We start from the raw sequence: 16,135 nt of genomic DNA on the forward strand, positions 1-16,135 counted from the left end.
ATAGAACCACCAAATAATCTAGGTTTTGGCAACCTAAATAATCCTAATTTTTGTTGATTTTGTCAAAATGCACTTCATTAATTTGAATATACCTTTATAACCAAGAATCCCACTCACCAATAATTTTTTTGGTGTATTTTATATGGAAGCATTGGTGTAGAATAGCTCGTGTTGCTTGCATTGCAGACATTACCGTAGCTTCCACGCAACCAGAATTGTAACCGTTGTTAATCCAGTCCCCAGTTAGGTAAAGGTTATCAAACCCAGATTCATCAGTTTTGAGTCGATACTTGGTACTTCCAGGTACAGAAAGTACATAACGTTCTGATGGGTTAATGTTAATTCGCCAGTATTGAGCTTTAAAGCGTTCTACTCCCTGACGGTTCTGAAAATCTACTAGTAAATCCCAATTCAAACCTTGGGGATTTTTGGGGTGAGTAGGATTAGCCCAAAGGTGTCCGATGTAATTATTGAGGAAGTGAATTGCTTGTTGCTCTACTATTTTTTGGGCTTTAGCTGGAAAATCATATTCTGTGTGGGGAGGAATACCTGGATCTGCAATTACGCCGGTGAAATAAGCTACACTGTAAGGATAATGCTGAGAAGGCCAATTTTCTCGTACTATTAACTCGCTCATATCTGCATAAACATCAAGTGGTTCAATATAAGCTCCTAGCACGTGACTAGATTGTTGCCATCCTAATTGTTGTAAGGTAGGCTTAAGCCATATTTGTCCGCCTTGAGTAGTTACTGTCTTAACTTGAGTTAACATATCGTACCATTTTTGATGCACTGGATTTTTTTTGGCATGGAGCAATTCACCGCAAATAGAGGGTAAGGCGGCTATAGAAATTCCCAGCAACACAATATCGAAATCATCGCCTTTGGTGAGGGTAATTTTGTCTACATTCTGCCAAGGTGTCCAATATGACTCAAGGTTAATTTCTTGGTCTTGGAGTTTTTGGGCTTCTTCATCGACAATCTGATCATAAAGAGGTTCACTAGGCCAGCAACGAATGTCTTTAACTTTGATGAGTGGTTGATATTCTTGGTCTGGGTTTTTTAAATTTACTTGGCGAGCCAAAGTGATACTTGCAATTGATTGCTGATCTTTATCCAAATGCAACTGCTTGGCAACATGGAAGAACTTGAATTTTACACCGCGACGCTTTAGCACTTCATATAGTGGAGTGATCACTACCTCCGCCATCCCTGATTGCATTTTCCACATGATTGCGCCATTGTATTTGAACAACATAGTGGTGAGGATACGGATAGCTGTTCCTGCTGCTAGTTGCGGTTCATTGGTATTGCCTTCTGGAAAACCATACACTAAATCGTATAAGACACGAATAAATGCTGATTTAACACTTGATTCCCTAGCTCCGTGTTTTCGTAGCCAGTCTGTGTAGTTGTACTCATCTAAACTGTCTAGGGAACGAAAATGAATTACCTCATCTACAAATAAACCCCGAATGTTTGCTAATGCTAGGTCGATGAGTGTTAAACGCCAAAAGATGTCAGGATTTTGCCCACTTTTAGATTCTATCTGAGGGATCAAATGTTCTTTAAAACGGTCTATTAGCTTAAGAATTAACTGGTGATGTTCACGTCTTTGAGTTTTGGTATTTTCAGGCAGTGATTGAGCTAGATTGTAGGCAAGATTTAAGAATATTCCTTCAGAATTAAAGTCTAGGTCTTGGAAGATATCGCCAATGTATTGGTTGATATTGTTAAGCCATTTTCCCCAAAAACTAGGCTCTTGGAAAAATAACTGAATCAACTGGCTAGGAAATTGCAAGAGACTACTATCTGATAAAAATTCCATTATCTCTTTGCCTAATGCTATTTGTTTGGCAAGAGATGCTGAGGAACTTTTGTAAAGATGGAACTGGTCGTAATTCTCAATTTCTGCGTAAGTCTGAATGACGAATTTGATGGTGCTGCAAATATGTTCCCAAAGAGAAGAAATATCGCCACCTTCCCAAGGAACTAGAGAATTGGTAGGGAAGTTAAAAGGCAAAGTTACCCAATTTTGATTGATGTATTCTTCTAAGACGATGAAACTGTGGGGTTTGAATGCGTCTTCTATGGTGCTGAAAGGCCCGTTGCCACCAAGTTCGTCATAGCATTGCTTGAGTAGACGAAAGGCATTTTCGTAGAATCCAAAAAAAATGTGCAGTCCATGTTCTTCGATGCGGTAGTCTGGTTGATAATCAGGTGCATGGGGTTTGATATTGCGTCCAGTTGCACATTTACCACCTAAACGCCAACCTGTTTGATAAATAGTAATGTCGTAGAGACTATCCCACCCTGGTTGACTGGTTAATTCATAGGCGGTGGTTAATGATGCTATTCCACCGCCTAAGATAGCGATCTTTTTTGGCTTAAAAATTTCAGACATGTTTGTTTTTGTTTACGTGGTAAGGGTGAAGAAGGAAGCAGAAGACAGAGGAGATAATTTAATCAGTACGGGCGAAACCTTAGCTATCCGCTAACAGCATTCACTAATTTTTCTGTGGTGCTTGCCAAACGGTTTGCCCATCTTTGAGGGTGAAGTCGAAATGCAGCACAAAACCAAGCTTTACTGGGATATTTACTGATTCACTACCTGCGGAATAACCTTTATATAGTCCTAAATCTTGGACGATTGGTTGGCTAGCAAAATTATTGATTTTTAATTGAAATTGATCGCCAAAACCATTAAAGCCAAAGAGTTTACCGCCATAGAAGGTTTGTAGTTGCATGGGGGATTCAATCAGTGCTTGATAGCAGGCTTTTTTGCTGTTTTCTACGTCGCGGATTTGTTTGAGGGTAACCAGAGGGACGACTCTGTTTAGGAGATATTCGAGGAGGTTAAAGGGTAACTGTAAGCCAGGAATGGCAATCTCGTCATTGTTGAATAATAAGTTAGCGATCGCTCTGACTGCTTCTTCAAAAGTGTCCCATGTTTTGATAGCTTGATGTTTATCTCCTGTACTGATGCGTTGAACTTCCAGCAGGCGCGCATCTATAGATTGACTTGTAGGAGAAAATTCTTTAAATACTAAGGTATCTACGGTCAATAAATCCGGTTCTTGATTTAAGTCAGGAATCTGAAATGTGCCAAGTTGTTTAAAGAAGCCGTAGACTTCTCTACCAGAAATTAGGATGGGAGAATTATTCACGTACAAGTAAGGCATGAACCAAGCTAGGCGTTCGGCAATGAATAAAGGCCCGACTCTTTTACCTACTACTGTTAACATCCAAAAGATAGCTTCTTCTTCATGCACAGTTCCTTTGTCATAGTCGGGTGGATAGATAGAAGTTAAAGAATCTATCTTGTTGAACGTCAAGATGAGATAGTTCATCGCTGGGCGATATTCAATCTCTCCGTTATTAGGATCATTGAGATATTTATCACACACTTCTTGCAACTTCGCCATTGAACCTTCAACGGCAAAGGCATACATTTTTGTCCCTTTGATTTCGTAGGGTTGATTAAACGCCTGTCCATCTGCTCGTTCTATATATTTGGGGTATGGTAATTTGTTACCACCTCCCCAAAAGTAATTTTTGAAAAAACTACTCATATCTTGTTCCATATTTTTGCCTTTTACCGCTAAATCTTGGAACAATTGATCTGGTTTTTGTTGTATTTGGGTAAGGTAATTTGTGAGTTTTTGGGGTTCTTGAAGTAGGGCAGTAAATTCACTAACAGCGCCTAAAGCCGTATGGAAACTTGTTTGCATTGTCTGCAAAGGGTTGTTGGTGTTCATAGGGTTTCTCTAAGTTACTAAGTTATTTTTATACCAAGTTATTTGTCATTCATATGTACAGAGATATGAGAATATTAGATACCTCTGTATTTCTGTACTATTGTGTCAAAGGAGTTTTAATTTGTCCTTACTAAAACCCGATAATCTGTTAAATAAATGACAATCATTCTTCAGCAGAGGGTCTTATTTGAAGTGTTCCCTTTACACTGGCTTTTCTAACAAATTGCTCAGACAGCGAATCTTGGCACAAGGTTTACTACCAACGCGACCAGTGTCAATCCAATAGCCAATGTCAAGAGGGCTTTCGATGTTCTTGGGGGGTTAGATGGTTTGGGGCGATTGGCTACAGCATTGGGGGAGAGGGCGCGATCGCACGGATGCATTTGCCCAAAGTAAAACTTAATCAAGTGCTATAAGTGACATTTATAGTCTAAAAGTTGTGTTGATGATCAAGTAGCGATGTCTACGACGGGCTACGCCTACGCTTACTTACCACAAAAATTTGCTTAAAAAAGCAGGAAAATCAGGGTTTTTGCGAATAATATTTACATATGTTAATATTGTTAATTTTGTTTAAGTACAGATATTCAGTATGGTTGCTATAAAGACTGTTCTCAAAGATTCAGAGCAAGTCACTCGGTTGTTTTCTCATCTCGAATTTGATGGAAAGAAACTCAATCATCAACCGGGTAGCGTATTGGGGAGTACTGCATTGATTGCGGGAACCACCATTGGGGCTGGGATTCTCGCCTTACCAGCTGTTACCCTGCCGTCTGGTATTGTGCCATCCACATCTGGGCTGATTGCTGTTTGGCTCTACGCTTTAGTTTCAGGGTTATTGGTTGCAGAAGTGATCTTAAACACGATGCGAACAGAAGGGTGTCCGAGTATAGGTTTTTTGGGAGTTGTTGAGAAGATCCTTGGTAAGCTGGGAGGGCGAATTGCTGGCGGCGCATATTTATTTATGCACTATGCTCTCTTGGTGGCATACATCGCTGAAGGTGGAGAGATTTTAGGATCTGCGGCGGCAAAAGTCTGGGATGTGCAGATATTGCCAAAGTGGGTGGGTACAACGACTTTCACGCTCTTATTTGGTGGCATTATGTATCTTGGGCGAGAAAAGTTTATTGAGAAATTAAATAGCGCCTTTGTCGGAATTGTTATCGTTTCCTTTTTGGGACTATTATTTCTGGTAGGAGGGCACATTCAGAGTGCCCAATTATTATTTCAGAATTGGAGTGCCCTTGGTAGTGCCATTTCAGTAATGTCTGTGGCGCTATTTTTCCAAAACGTTGTGCCGCTGGTTGTGACGCAACTCGAAGGGGATGCCCACAAAATTCGTCAGTCCATCTTTATTGGTTCTGTGATTCCTCTAATTATGTTCTTGGCGTGGAATGCCGTAATTTTAGGAAGCGTCAGTCCTGATATCCTACATGACACATCTGATGGTAGAACTGTTTTTGATCCGTTGCAAATTCTCCGAACAGGTGGTGTGGGGGAATGGTTAGGAGTGCTAACATCCATTTTTTCAGAGTTTGCGATCGTTACATCATTCATTGGATTTGTATACGGGTTGCTGGATGTGTTCAAAGATATTTTCCTAATTACACAGGGCAAACTTTCTAGTCGCCTATCCCTCTATTCGCTGGTTCTTTTCCCTCCTATGACTCTGGGAACCCTCAATCCCACCATCTTTTTTACTGCCTTAGATTACACTGGAACATTTAGTATCTCAGTTCTCGGTGGAATTATTCCGGCGTTAATGAGTTGGAAGCAACGTCAAGAACAAGAAAACTCAGATAGCATAAATCAATCACTCGTTCCTGGTGGGAAGGTGACACTCATTGTGATGATTGGAGTGGCATTAGCCATGATGGGAAGACAAATTCTGCCAATTGCCATACAGTCAAACCATCAATAAAAATTTATGTAGTATAAAACCTTTTAAATGTATTATATGGATGATAAACATAATCAAATGAGTGATTCTCGCCTCGTCAAAATCAGCAAATATCTCAGTAAATATCTGCGACATACACCGGATGCAATTGGAATTAAACTTGCTCCTGCTGGTTGGGTTGCTGTTGATGAACTACTTACTGCTTGTGCTAAAAACAAGTTTCCGATTAACCGTCAGGAATTAGAGGCGGTAGTTGAATCCAACGAGAAACAACGGTTTTCTTTTGATTCTACAGGGACTCTGATTCGTGCGAACCAAGGACATAGTGTAAAAGTCGATTTACAATTAGAATCTGTTGTTCCCCCAGATCAGCTTTATCACGGCACGGGACACAAATCTGTAAAGGCAATTATGCAAACAGGACTTTGCAAAATGTTACGACATCATGTCCATTTATCGCAGGATATTGCAACAGCACAAACTGTTGGTGCAAGACATGGAAAAGCAGTAGTTTTTGTTGTATATGCTGCGGCAATGCATCAGGCGGGTTACATTTTCTATTGTTCTGCTAATGGTGTTTGGTTAGTGGATCATGTCCCACCTGAGTATCTACAAAAAATTTGAATTTTAATAAGTTGTTAAGATTTATTTAGAAATCTCAAAAAAGGAACTGTTTCCTTGTTTTGAGTATTTGATAGCATTGGTTCTACCCACAGCTTCTGCCAGTATTTGTGCTTGGCGCGATCGCTCTGAGCTAATATGCCAAAAAGCATATTCCACGGTTAAAAGGCTTGGTTACACGGGATTATGGCTTTTTTGTGCCCAAGGCTTGCGTCATAGATATAGAGTTATCAAAATTATCGTTAGTTCATTAAACTGACGCGAATCATTGCTTAAATTACTGATTAATTAGTGCATCACCAAATAGAGAAAATTATGGTAACTAGGCTCGAACCATTCAAATCATCTCGATTTATCAGAAAACCGATTTTAGCAGATGTCGATTTTTTGACTTTTTGGAAAAGATTGACCAATTTGCTGCTGATACGGGCAGAAAAATTTTTTCAATGGTCTGGTTCTGTTGTAAAACTGCTCAAAATGTTCCTTGAATAATTCCGCCATCTACTTGCAGCATGACTCCATTTACAAATGAGGCGGCTGGTGAACTCAGAAATACCGCGACATTGGCAAACTCTTCTGGTGTCCCTATACGACCTAAAGGAACTGTCCCATTGACTCTAGCAATTTCTGCTGCTTTTGTTTCACCACTTTTAGCAATGCGGGCGTTGATTAATTCTTCTACTCGTTCTGTATATGTCCAACCTGGTAAGATGCTGTTGACGCGAATTTTATCGCTACCGAGTTCTTGGCTGAGAGTTTTCGTTAAACCAATCACCGCTAATCGAATCGAATTAGACAACACCAGATTTTGGGCTGGTTGTTTAGTTGAGGTTGAGGTGATGGTCAGAATCGCTGGTGCTGTAGATTGGCGTAAGTAAGGTAAAGCGAACTTCACCAAGCGTACCGCACTCAGCAAAGTCAAGTTGATCGAAGTTTCCCAAGTTGCCAAATCGATATCGTCAAAAGTGCCAGCGGGTGGGCCTCCGGCGTTGGTAACCAGGATATCCAACCCGCCGAATTTCTCTACTGTGGCATTAATCACTAGCTCAATATCTGCTTGACTGGTAACGTCTGCACGCAGAGATAGCACTTCTGTACCTGTTTCGCTTTCAATCTCCGCAGCTGTTTTGTCAATTAACTCGCTGCGGGCGCAGATGGCAATTTTTGCACCCTCACGGGCAAATTGCCTTGCTGTAGCTTTGCCCAAACCTTTACTAGCAGCTGTCACTAAGGCGACTTTGCCACGGAGTTGCAAATCCATAATCTTGATTCTTCTTGTTTACAGTAACTTGAAGCCGAGGTGATTGAGAACTTCACGCAAGCGATCGCGTCCTCTCAAAGCCTCAACAGTTGCGATGCGCTGGGCTGAGTGTTCTGACCAATCGCCATCAACATTCATCTTTTGTTCAGTATAGAATTCTTTGATGATATCGTTGTAATGAGCGATCGCTTCTTCTTGATCTGCCAATTTATAGGTTTCACGGTGCAGTATCGCTGATTGTGGCAACCTTGGCTTAATCGCTGCTTCTACCTCAGGATTTGCATAGCCGACACACAGCCCAAACACAGCATACACAGAGGAGGGCAAATTCAATATCTCTGCTACCTCTTGGGGGTGGTTACGGATTCCGCCGATATATACTGTTCCTAAACCGAGTGACTCAGCTGCTACTGCTGCGTTTTGCGCCGCCAAAGTTGCATCGATTGTTGCCATCACAAACATTTCCAAGTATTCCAGGGCATCATGAGATATGCCGCGACTGTCAGCTACGTAGCTTAGACGCGCCAAGTCTGCTAACCAAACCAAGAATAATGGCACTTGCTTAATATGTGCTTGGTTTCCCGCTAGCTTAGATAACTCCTCTTTGCGCTGTTGATCTTCGACTGCTACCACACTCCAGGTTTGCAAATTAGAGGAAGTTGATGCAGATTGGGCGGCTGCAATTAGTAACTCCAGAGTTCCTGGTGGTAAAGGATCAGATAGATAAGACCGGATTGAACGGTGAGATAGTAGTGCTGTTAGGGAATCATTCCATTCAATTTCGGGATTGAAGGGAATTTCACCGTAGCGCGATCGCAGTAGTTCTGTAGGATTAGTCATAATCAATTCCAAGATTTACATTTCAAAAATTGTCAGTTGAATAAAAGACTTTAGGAGCTTACAGATGTCATTAGTGTCAATTTAAGGTTTAAAATCTTGTTTCCAGATACCAAGAAGGAAATGCTCTTTATTGGGCTGCTGGCGCTTGAATACGAGGCAGAGCCTCACAGAGGGCATTCCTAGCCGGAGACTAGGAACGAGGCACTAGGAACTAGGCTATACTCTATAGCCTACTCATTGTACTAGTTTAAGTTTTTGGTGAAAAGGCAGCATATTCTTCTTTTGTCAACACTGCATCCTTGACATTTACCTTTTTGGGAATTAACTTCAATTTATAATATGTATCCGCAACACCTTGTTGGAGATTTATTAGATTGTCGTCAATTGGGACAACACCAAAAGTGCGTCTATTAGTTGCTTTTTTCATCGTTTCTACATCAATTCCCAACACAGGTGCTAGAGTTTTTGCTACTTCTTCTCGATTCTGTTTAGACCATTCTTCTAGATTTTGAATTTCCTCCACTATTGCCTTGACAGTTTGCGGATTTTCCGTGACAAATTTGCGAGTCATCAAATAATATCCTCCCTGTTTATTGATTCCTGTGCCATCAATTAGGACTCTGGCTTTAGTTGCATCTTGAGCCGCTGCATAGAAGGGGTCCCAAATCACCCAGGCATCTACACTACCCTTGACAAATGCAGCGCGGGCATCAGCTGGTGCTAAATATTTAGGTTCGATGTCAGTATATTTCAATCCCGCTTTTTCTAAAGCTTGGACTAACAATAAGTGAGCGCTAGAGCCTTTTTGAAAGGCAACTTTTTTACCTTTGAGGTCAGTAAGTTTTTGAATTTGTGAATTTTGAGGAACAAGAATTGCTGAACTAGCCGGAGTAGCCGCAGTACCAACAACGTAAGTTAGTGATGCTCCAGCTGCTTGGGCAAATATTGGCGGTGATTCTCCTACAGGACCGATGTCAATACTACCCACATTCATGGCTTCTAGGAGTTGAGGACCCGCTTGAAATTCAGTCCACTTTACAGTAATCCCTTCTGGTGCCAAACGCTTTTCTAAAACACCTTTAGTTCTAAGTAAAATAGTCGATTTTTGATAGCCAAATCTTACCACTATTGCTTTACTCGAAGCCGAATTGCTAACAGATGTGGCACTGGGATTAGGGGAATTAACAGTAGGTGTCGATGAGCAGGCGGCAAATAGCACGCTTAGACAAAGACCTGCAACAAAAGCCCCCGCAATTGGCAAAGGAGAAGAAAAGAATAATTTATGTTGGTTGTTAAATGGGATATTCCTGATTTTTATCAACGATATCCACTTGGTAATTAAGCGGCGAAAGATTAAGTGAATCATCAAAATGATTTCTCTGAACTATGTTTATACTATAAACTTATAGGTTTACCGGAGTATGTAGATAAATTTAGGTTAAATTGATATAAAAATAGCGGGAAGTAGGGTAAATTGATACTTCCCTGCTTATTGCCTAAGTGTCAAAAAACACAGTACTAATTCAGCAAATCAGGTTCTTCACGGATAATCCTGTCGTAAAGTGGCTGGAAGCTGAACCATCCACTTATATGTGACCCCACTTGAGTTTGCGTTAAGCGGGCTGTTTCGTGTTTGATAGTAGTAGGTCTACCCGCAGCTTCTGCCAGTAGTTGGGCTTGGCACGATCGCTCTAAGCTAATGTACCAAAAGGCAGCTTCATCTACTGTATGTCCCACAGTTAAAATGCTATGGTTACGTAGGATTATGGCTTTCTTTGGCCCCAAAGTTTGCGCCAGTCGCTGACCTTCAGAAGTTTCTAAAACAACACCTGTAAAATCGTCAAATAGCGCATGGTCTTCGTAAAAAGCACAGGAATCTTGAGTTAAGGGGTCAAGGAGACGACCTAAACTAGACCAGGCTTTACCATAAAGTGAATGGGCGTGAGCCGCTGCGATCACATCAGGTCGAGCTTCATGAAGCTGAGAATGAATGGCGAAAGCAGCTTGATTTACCTCAGCATCGCCTTTAACCACCTCACCTTCTCTATTAACTAAGATCAGGTCAGAAACTCGGATATGACCGAAGTATGTTCCAAATGGATTGACCCAGAAATGGTCTGTAAACTCCGGATCACGAGCTGTAATATGGCCGGCGATTCCCTCGCTGAACCCAAACTTACCAAACAGGCGAAAGGCAGCGGCGAGACGTTGCTTGCGGTGCAGGCGTTCGTCTTCAACTCGCTCGAATACTGGGGGTTGTGGTCTATCGGACTTGGGCATGTTCTTTTTCCTCTTCCTCTTTACAGGGAGCGTTGGAATATCCAGAGCGAAAAGATTTGACGCTATGAGATTCTGGGATGAACTGGTGACGCAAGATGCAGCCAGTATCATTACCCAGAAGATGGATAGATACAGATGCGCTCTGGGATGTGGTTTTGACGGCGTGGATATCACCATCTGGAGGTAAGAGGCCGTAGATATCCCCTGGTTGAAGCGATCGCACTTCGGTTACTTGTAATTGTGCGTGTCCTTCAGCATCACCATTATCTACACGGTGATAGACTGTTTCTTCTTGATTACCTTTGTATAAACCAATCAATCCCCAAGCCAAATGGTCGTGGACGGGAGTTGTTGAACCTGGGGGAATCACCAAGCTGAAGACTGAGAGGGAACGGTCTTTGGCGCGATAAAGTAACCACTGACCAATACCGCCGCCCATTTTGCTTTCGGGATTGATTTGGGCAAACTTTTCCGGGAGCCATTCCTGTTGGGCAAGCAGTTCTTGAAAATAGGGTTCTAATCTAGCTAGAGTTTGAGTGCGATCGTCAGCAGTGCTAGCGCTAATTTCACGTACTGTTGCTACAAAGGATCGTAGTTCCTGGCTCTCAATAAACCATTCGTCTTCTGCTAATGGTTCTAAGATGGTGTGGTTCGTCATTTATATTCCTCGGTTTGGGAGGCAACTAACATTTACTAATTCGTAATTCGTAATTCGTAGCTAAGAATTCAATTACAAATTACGAATTATTTTAATGGCAGGGTGAAACTTGAAGCCAAGTTGCTCAAGTTTTAGACGAGAAAGAGACTCCTTCAGAATGATAGTAAAGGGATATCGCTGGAATACGGTAGCTTTACCTTGTGACAATAGCAGCCTAGCACGGCTGATGCGTACAGGATATAAGGGTTGTTGGTTGGCATCGAGAATCAATACTTTGGTCATGAATGATATTCCTTACGAAAAAGAGGTTGTTAAGGGACTATCAAAAAATCAATCATCCAATCTTGATCTAAGGGATTTCCAACAAATAAATTATTCAATCTTGTGGAGTAGCCAACATGAGCGCCTTTGGCTACAGGCGACTTTTCTGACTATCCTACAATAAGTAGTTGAATATTTTTTATTTGTTTTTTATTTGAAAGTCCCTAAGCAACAACAGGTGCTTGTCGCTCTCGCCGTTGCACTTCTGCCCGGACTAGCGGAATGACATCACGACCATAAGCGATCGCATCTTCTAATGGATCAAATCCTCGAATCAATAAAGTAGTTACCCCCGCCTCATAGTAATCCACAAGGGACTCTGCTACTTGCTCCGGTGTCCCAACCAGGGCTGTAGTGTTACCATAAGCACCAGTAACGGCAGCAATTGGCGTCCACAAGCGCTTATCGAAAATTTCGCTTTCTTGGGCAAACTGTAACAAACGATTAGAACCTACTGCTTGCGGTGGTACTAAATTAAAGTAGGGAGTTATCGGTAGCTGATTTTCGGTTTTTGCAGCCCGAATTTCCTTAACACGCGATAGAATTAAGTGCGCCCGTTCCCAAGCCTTCTCCTCAGTATCACCTAGAATCGGTCGCAAAGATACACTAAACCGTGGCGATCGCTCTGGTGGTGTTACGGCTTTTACTTCACGTATCCGTTCCTTAACCCCCGCAATCGGTTCTCCCCACATGGCGTAGACATCACTATGCTTTGCACCCACAGGTACTGCTGCACCAGAAGCACCGCCAAAGTACAGGGGTATATGGGGTTGTTGTAAAGGCTTCACATCTGAGTAAGCATCTTTCACCCAGTAGAATTCGCCCTCATAGTCGAAGGGAGTATCACTTATCCATACCCGGCGCACGATGTCGAGGTACTCATCTGTACGGCGATAGCGAGTATCGTGGTCAAGCCAATCCCCATCGCGTTGCTGTTCGGCATCGCTGCCACCTGTAATAATGTGTACGGCAATGCGACCATTAGTAAAATGATCCAAAGTTGCTGTCTTGCGTGCGAAGAGTGTAGGAGCCACAAAACCAGGGCGGTGGGCGATTAAAAACTTCAACCGTTCTGTTGCAGCCGCCGCGAACGATGCCACAGTTAAGCCATCAGGGCCAGTTGAACCATAACCAACCAGTACCCGATCAAAGCCACCATCCTCATGTGCCTTAGCAAACTTGCGGACGTAGGCGGCATCTATGGAACCGCCGGTGATCGAAACTGTCGGCCCATCTAACTCAGATATTTCTCGCGTTCCAATCATTCCAATAAATTCAATCGGCATAGTGCATCTCCTTAAAAATTACAAACTTTATTTGGGCATTGGGCATGGTTGTTCCCCTTGTCCCCTTGTGCCCCCTGCTTCCCTACTCCTACTTAGCCGTGGGGCAGATAGTAGCAGCAACATCTACCCTTTTCGGTAGAATTTTTTGCTCCAGCATCCAGTCAGCCGTCTTCTGAATTTTGGTAACATCATCAGCATTAGGTGTGGCGAGTAGTTGTGGCCCTTGATTCTCAGTTACCCGCTTGGCTACGGCTGGGGAGATTTTGATGTCCTTGACCAGAAATTCGGCTGATTTTGCCGTATTTACATTTAACCAATCGTATTCCTCGCCTAAACCCCTGAAAGCTGCTTTCACCGCCTCTGGAGATTTAGCCGCAGCCTCATTACGCACAAGCATTACACTGTAGGTGGGAGCTGGATGGGTTGTGGTGATTCTCCTAGCACCATGCTCTAATTCGGCAATTGAGATATAGGGGTCCCAAACTGCCCAAGCGTCCACAGATCCTTGGTAGAGTGCAGGTGCAGCATCAGTTGGAGCTAAGAAAACACGCTGAACTTTATCTTTAGAAATGTTCTCTTTTTCCAATACTTTTAATAACAGGTACTCACCTGCGCCAGCCTGATTGACAGCAACTTTTTTACCTACTAGGTCAGCAGGCTTACGGATAGAAGAGTCGCCACGGACTACGATCGCACTGTTCAATGATTCCGGTCTGGGACGCTGAACGGCACCAATGCATAGCTCTTGACCAGCGGCGATCGCTGACAATCCAGGAATGTCTCCGCACCCGCCTATATCGGCTTGATTAGCACTAATTGCTTGGAGTAAGGTAGCACATCGGTCAAATGGGCCAGCCCATTCAGCTTTGATATTCTGAGCCGCAAGCCTCTTTTCTAACTCTCCTCGTTGACGTGCAATTGGCACCACACCTCCCTTTTGGTATCCCAGGCGAATCAAACTAGTTTTCTCTTGAGTCTGGTTACTGACATTTTGGGCAGTGGTATTAGTATTTGCAGAGTTCCTTGGAGCGCAGCCAGAAATCACCAAACCTGGCCAGGAACTAGCAACCAATAAGGCACTAAAGGACTTTACTGAGCGTTGTGGCAATAAAAACAAGAACTTTTTTAACTGATTCAACAACTTTTTTATTACTCCTGTTATTAAAAAAAGATAAGAATGAGAGTCTAGAGGTCAACTCCAGCACTCTTGTCTTTACGGCTCATTAGGGATTTCCAAGGAATAAATCATCCAATCTTGTGGGGTAGTCTCACAATCAGTAGTTGAACATTTTTTATTGGGAAGTCTCTTAGCTGTGATATTGGTTTCTAAAAATACGGCAACTTGGTCGAATAACCGTTGAATAAACTACAAGCAGAAATTATCACATCCAAATTTAAAAAGCAAGTCGATTGTCACCAGTTCCAGGTGCGAGGAACGCGAAAAAGTGGAATTGTCCATCTCATCTAGATGTGTATCGTTCGTCCAGAATGCTAAAAAGCGTTGGATTCGCTTTACTCAGAGTTTTATTGACAACGTTCTTAACTCGTTGGAATCCCAATTGAACCAACCAGCAAAACACACACGAGAAGCTAAACCTAGCAACCTGTCTGGGAACTCAATATGACGGTTAAAAACCACATACATCTACAAAGACAAAACTTGCTGTTGCAGGTTCGTCAACTATTGATATTGTGCCTCCTACAATCACCTGTATTTCACGCATTTGAAAATTGCTGTAAAGTACAAGCTTCGAGATCGGAAATGGAATGGTGAAGATTTGAGGTAAAGCGATCGTCTTGCTAGCGCGGGTTATGCTATTGCTTAATACCAGGAAAAACTAGTATTAGTACACAAAAAATAATTTTTTGGGAAGCTGCTCAATCCAAGTCTGTAAACATGATCATGCTGTGTATAATCAGATAAATATTCTTTAGCAAAAGGATATGTTGTAAAAATAGTTAGTTATGTTGCAAAAAATTTTAAGGGCATCTCACTTCAAACATTCCATTAGTACTAGAATTATTATTCATTTTTGTTGATAGTATAAACTTCACTCAAAACCTATACTTGCATTCTCTATGAGTGAACTTTAGCTATTGCTAAATATTGGGCAAATTACTCTTGAAAGTCTGCTCTATTTATAATATTTTATTTATCTTCTAATTCATAAAATGATTAAGACTTACCCTCTAAAAAATTCTTCAAAAAACGGATAAAACTTGTTTGCCAACAATTCAAACTTTTCTCCAATACAATCGGGACGAGCTATTTTATAACCTCTACCATCGTACCAATCAGGATTCATAGCTGGAGAATAACACAGATAAGCTGTTCCCGCTTTGTAATACCCTGATATAGTTAAAGTCTTGATTTTAGGCAAATAATTTACTTTAAAATTTTCTAAAGCATGGCTTTCAGTTTTGAAAGTTATAGACAAATTATTATCCCCAATGTTTTGATAGTCTTGATCTAATGATTTCAAATAGATTAGTGGCACAACTAAAGCTGCATGAACCTTGCCAATTCTTCGAGTCGATAACTGAAATTGAGTCTCGCTAAAAACCAGACCAGCAATCTTAGCAGACTCTGTTTGGAAGTCTAGTTGTACTGTGTAAAAAAGCTTTTCTAACTCTAGATTCAACATAAATTTACCTTTTTATATTAGATTAATATTTAATAAATATTAAAGTTTTAGAATCTTAGATTTTCGCTTTATTTATCTTATTTTATGATAATCATTTTTAATTTCTTAGACATAAAAAATTAAAATTTGAGTTATTAATTTTTGTTTCAAACATTGAAAAGACGTATTTTTTAAAAAAATTAATTACTGATTAGTTTTCATTTTATAAATAACCAAGTTGATAATTTAACCATTATTAAAAATTAGAAAATAAACTATTTGAGTAACTTATAAACTCACCGTTTATGCAATCAAAACCTGAAATGATTAATTTATAATAAAGCATTGAAAGTATTGTTGTATTAGTTTTTTATTTTGGTATTGCATAAATGCTGGATGAATTAATGGTTAAAAAAAAGGTTATTGCATACCAAAGTTTCACAAAAAATGTTGCAAATAATCTAGATTTGCTCAGAGCGATCGCAGTATGGATTGTCCAAGTCTCTAAAGTCTATATATCCCAAGGACTAATGCGTTTAATTCATGTGTGACAAGGGTTTTAGCCATTTTGCTTAATTCTTTATTT

15 protein-coding genes are annotated in these 16,135 nt (G+C 41.2%); 3 read left to right on the forward strand and 12 right to left on the reverse strand.

Features of this window, described 5'->3' with window-relative positions; genetic code table 11:
• Positions 1-94: 94 nt before the first annotated feature.
• Entirely contained in the window at positions 95-2,404 is a 2,310-nt protein-coding gene (locus V7K46_RS23930; protein ID WP_335117502.1) for an NAD(P)-binding protein, read from the reverse strand.
• 103 nt (positions 2,405-2,507) lie between these two features.
• Positions 2,508-3,758 (reverse strand): hypothetical protein, encoded by a 1,251-nt coding sequence (locus V7K46_RS23935; RefSeq protein WP_335117504.1) that lies wholly within the window; start codon positions 3,756-3,758, stop codon positions 2,508-2,510.
• A 592-nt stretch (positions 3,759-4,350) separates the two neighbouring features.
• Between V7K46_RS23935 and V7K46_RS23940 the strand changes: the two genes are divergently transcribed.
• Complete coding sequence (locus V7K46_RS23940) at positions 4,351-5,679, forward strand: amino acid permease (RefSeq protein ID WP_335117506.1); 1,329 nt, start codon at positions 4,351-4,353, stop codon at positions 5,677-5,679.
• 57 nt (positions 5,680-5,736) lie between these two features.
• On the forward strand, positions 5,737-6,282 hold the full coding sequence (locus V7K46_RS23945) for an RNA 2'-phosphotransferase (RefSeq protein ID WP_335117597.1): 546 nt from the start codon (positions 5,737-5,739) through the stop codon (positions 6,280-6,282).
• Between the two features lie 21 nt (positions 6,283-6,303).
• On the opposite strand, the gene V7K46_RS23950 is transcribed toward V7K46_RS23945, so the two are convergent.
• The 10 genes from V7K46_RS23950 to V7K46_RS23995 all read right to left on the reverse strand — a co-directional run bounded on the left by V7K46_RS23950 (position 6,304) and on the right by V7K46_RS23995 (position 15,570).
• Positions 6,304-6,438, reverse strand: coding sequence for a hypothetical protein (locus V7K46_RS23950; protein ID WP_335117508.1), 135 nt, complete (start codon positions 6,436-6,438; stop codon positions 6,304-6,306).
• Between the two features lie 313 nt (positions 6,439-6,751).
• Positions 6,752-7,540 (reverse strand): SDR family oxidoreductase, encoded by a 789-nt coding sequence (locus tag V7K46_RS23955; RefSeq protein WP_335117510.1) that lies wholly within the window; start codon positions 7,538-7,540, stop codon positions 6,752-6,754.
• 18 nt (positions 7,541-7,558) lie between these two features.
• A complete protein-coding gene (locus V7K46_RS23960; RefSeq protein WP_335117512.1) occupies positions 7,559-8,380 on the reverse strand; it encodes an NADPH-dependent oxidoreductase in 822 nt (273 codons plus the stop codon).
• Between the two features lie 247 nt (positions 8,381-8,627).
• Positions 8,628-9,746: a sulfonate ABC transporter substrate-binding protein gene (locus V7K46_RS23965; RefSeq protein WP_335117514.1), complete on the reverse strand. Its 1,119-nt coding sequence runs from the start codon at positions 9,744-9,746 to the stop codon at positions 8,628-8,630.
• Positions 9,747-9,898: 152 nt separating this feature from the next.
• The gene (locus tag V7K46_RS23970; protein ID WP_298917093.1) at positions 9,899-10,660 is read right to left on the reverse strand and encodes a class II aldolase/adducin family protein; all 762 of its coding nucleotides are present in this window, start codon (positions 10,658-10,660) and stop codon (positions 9,899-9,901) included.
• Positions 10,644-11,318, reverse strand: a complete 675-nt coding sequence (locus V7K46_RS23975) for a cysteine dioxygenase family protein (RefSeq protein ID WP_335117517.1) — start codon at positions 11,316-11,318, stop codon at positions 10,644-10,646. The genes V7K46_RS23970 and V7K46_RS23975 overlap by 17 nt, the downstream gene beginning before the upstream one ends.
• Before the next feature lie 72 nt (positions 11,319-11,390).
• A complete protein-coding gene (locus V7K46_RS23980; RefSeq protein WP_335117519.1) occupies positions 11,391-11,600 on the reverse strand; it encodes an RRXRR domain-containing protein in 210 nt (69 codons plus the stop codon).
• A 203-nt stretch (positions 11,601-11,803) separates the two neighbouring features.
• Complete coding sequence (locus V7K46_RS23985; RefSeq protein ID WP_335117521.1) at positions 11,804-12,925, reverse strand: LLM class flavin-dependent oxidoreductase; 1,122 nt, start codon at positions 12,923-12,925, stop codon at positions 11,804-11,806.
• An 88-nt stretch (positions 12,926-13,013) separates the two neighbouring features.
• Positions 13,014-14,066 carry an aliphatic sulfonate ABC transporter substrate-binding protein gene (locus V7K46_RS23990; RefSeq protein WP_335117523.1) on the reverse strand — a complete coding sequence of 351 codons (1,053 nt, stop codon included), beginning with the start codon at positions 14,064-14,066 and terminating at the stop codon, positions 13,014-13,016.
• A 1,042-nt stretch (positions 14,067-15,108) separates the two neighbouring features.
• The gene (locus tag V7K46_RS23995) at positions 15,109-15,570 is read right to left on the reverse strand and encodes a hypothetical protein (RefSeq protein ID WP_335117525.1); all 462 of its coding nucleotides are present in this window, start codon (positions 15,568-15,570) and stop codon (positions 15,109-15,111) included.
• 368 nt (positions 15,571-15,938) lie between these two features.
• Here V7K46_RS23995 and V7K46_RS24000 point away from each other — a divergent pair, with 368 nt between their 5' ends.
• Positions 15,939-16,100 (forward strand): hypothetical protein, encoded by a 162-nt coding sequence (locus tag V7K46_RS24000; RefSeq protein ID WP_335117527.1) that lies wholly within the window; start codon positions 15,939-15,941, stop codon positions 16,098-16,100.
• The last annotated feature ends 35 nt before the right edge of the window (positions 16,101-16,135 follow it).

This window comes from Nostoc sp. (genome assembly GCF_036917395.1).
Classification (GTDB): Bacteria; Cyanobacteriota; Cyanobacteriia; order Cyanobacteriales; family Nostocaceae; genus Nostoc.

Excerpts from the sequence above, each read along its gene's own strand:
- V7K46_RS23930 (WP_335117502.1), bottom strand. The coding sequence starts at position 2,404 with ATGTCTGAAATTTTTAAGCCAAAAAAGATCGCTATCTTAGGCGGTGGA.
- V7K46_RS23935 (WP_335117504.1), bottom strand. The coding sequence starts at position 3,758 with ATGAACACCAACAACCCTTTGCAGACAATGCAAACAAGTTTCCATACG.
- V7K46_RS23940 (WP_335117506.1), top strand. The coding sequence starts at position 4,351 with ATGGTTGCTATAAAGACTGTTCTCAAAGATTCAGAGCAAGTCACTCGG.
- V7K46_RS23945 (WP_335117597.1), top strand. The coding sequence starts at position 5,737 with ATGAGTGATTCTCGCCTCGTCAAAATCAGCAAATATCTCAGTAAATAT.
- V7K46_RS23955 (WP_335117510.1), bottom strand. The coding sequence starts at position 7,540 with ATGGATTTGCAACTCCGTGGCAAAGTCGCCTTAGTGACAGCTGCTAGT.
- V7K46_RS23960 (WP_335117512.1), bottom strand. The coding sequence starts at position 8,380 with ATGACTAATCCTACAGAACTACTGCGATCGCGCTACGGTGAAATTCCC.
- V7K46_RS23965 (WP_335117514.1), bottom strand. The coding sequence starts at position 9,746 with ATGATTCACTTAATCTTTCGCCGCTTAATTACCAAGTGGATATCGTTG.
- V7K46_RS23970 (WP_298917093.1), bottom strand. The coding sequence starts at position 10,660 with ATGCCCAAGTCCGATAGACCACAACCCCCAGTATTCGAGCGAGTTGAA.
- V7K46_RS23975 (WP_335117517.1), bottom strand. The coding sequence starts at position 11,318 with ATGACGAACCACACCATCTTAGAACCATTAGCAGAAGACGAATGGTTT.
- V7K46_RS23980 (WP_335117519.1), bottom strand. The coding sequence starts at position 11,600 with ATGACCAAAGTATTGATTCTCGATGCCAACCAACAACCCTTATATCCT.
- V7K46_RS23985 (WP_335117521.1), bottom strand. The coding sequence starts at position 12,925 with ATGCCGATTGAATTTATTGGAATGATTGGAACGCGAGAAATATCTGAG.
- V7K46_RS23995 (WP_335117525.1), bottom strand. The coding sequence starts at position 15,570 with ATGTTGAATCTAGAGTTAGAAAAGCTTTTTTACACAGTACAACTAGAC.
- V7K46_RS24000 (WP_335117527.1), top strand. The coding sequence starts at position 15,939 with ATGCTGGATGAATTAATGGTTAAAAAAAAGGTTATTGCATACCAAAGT.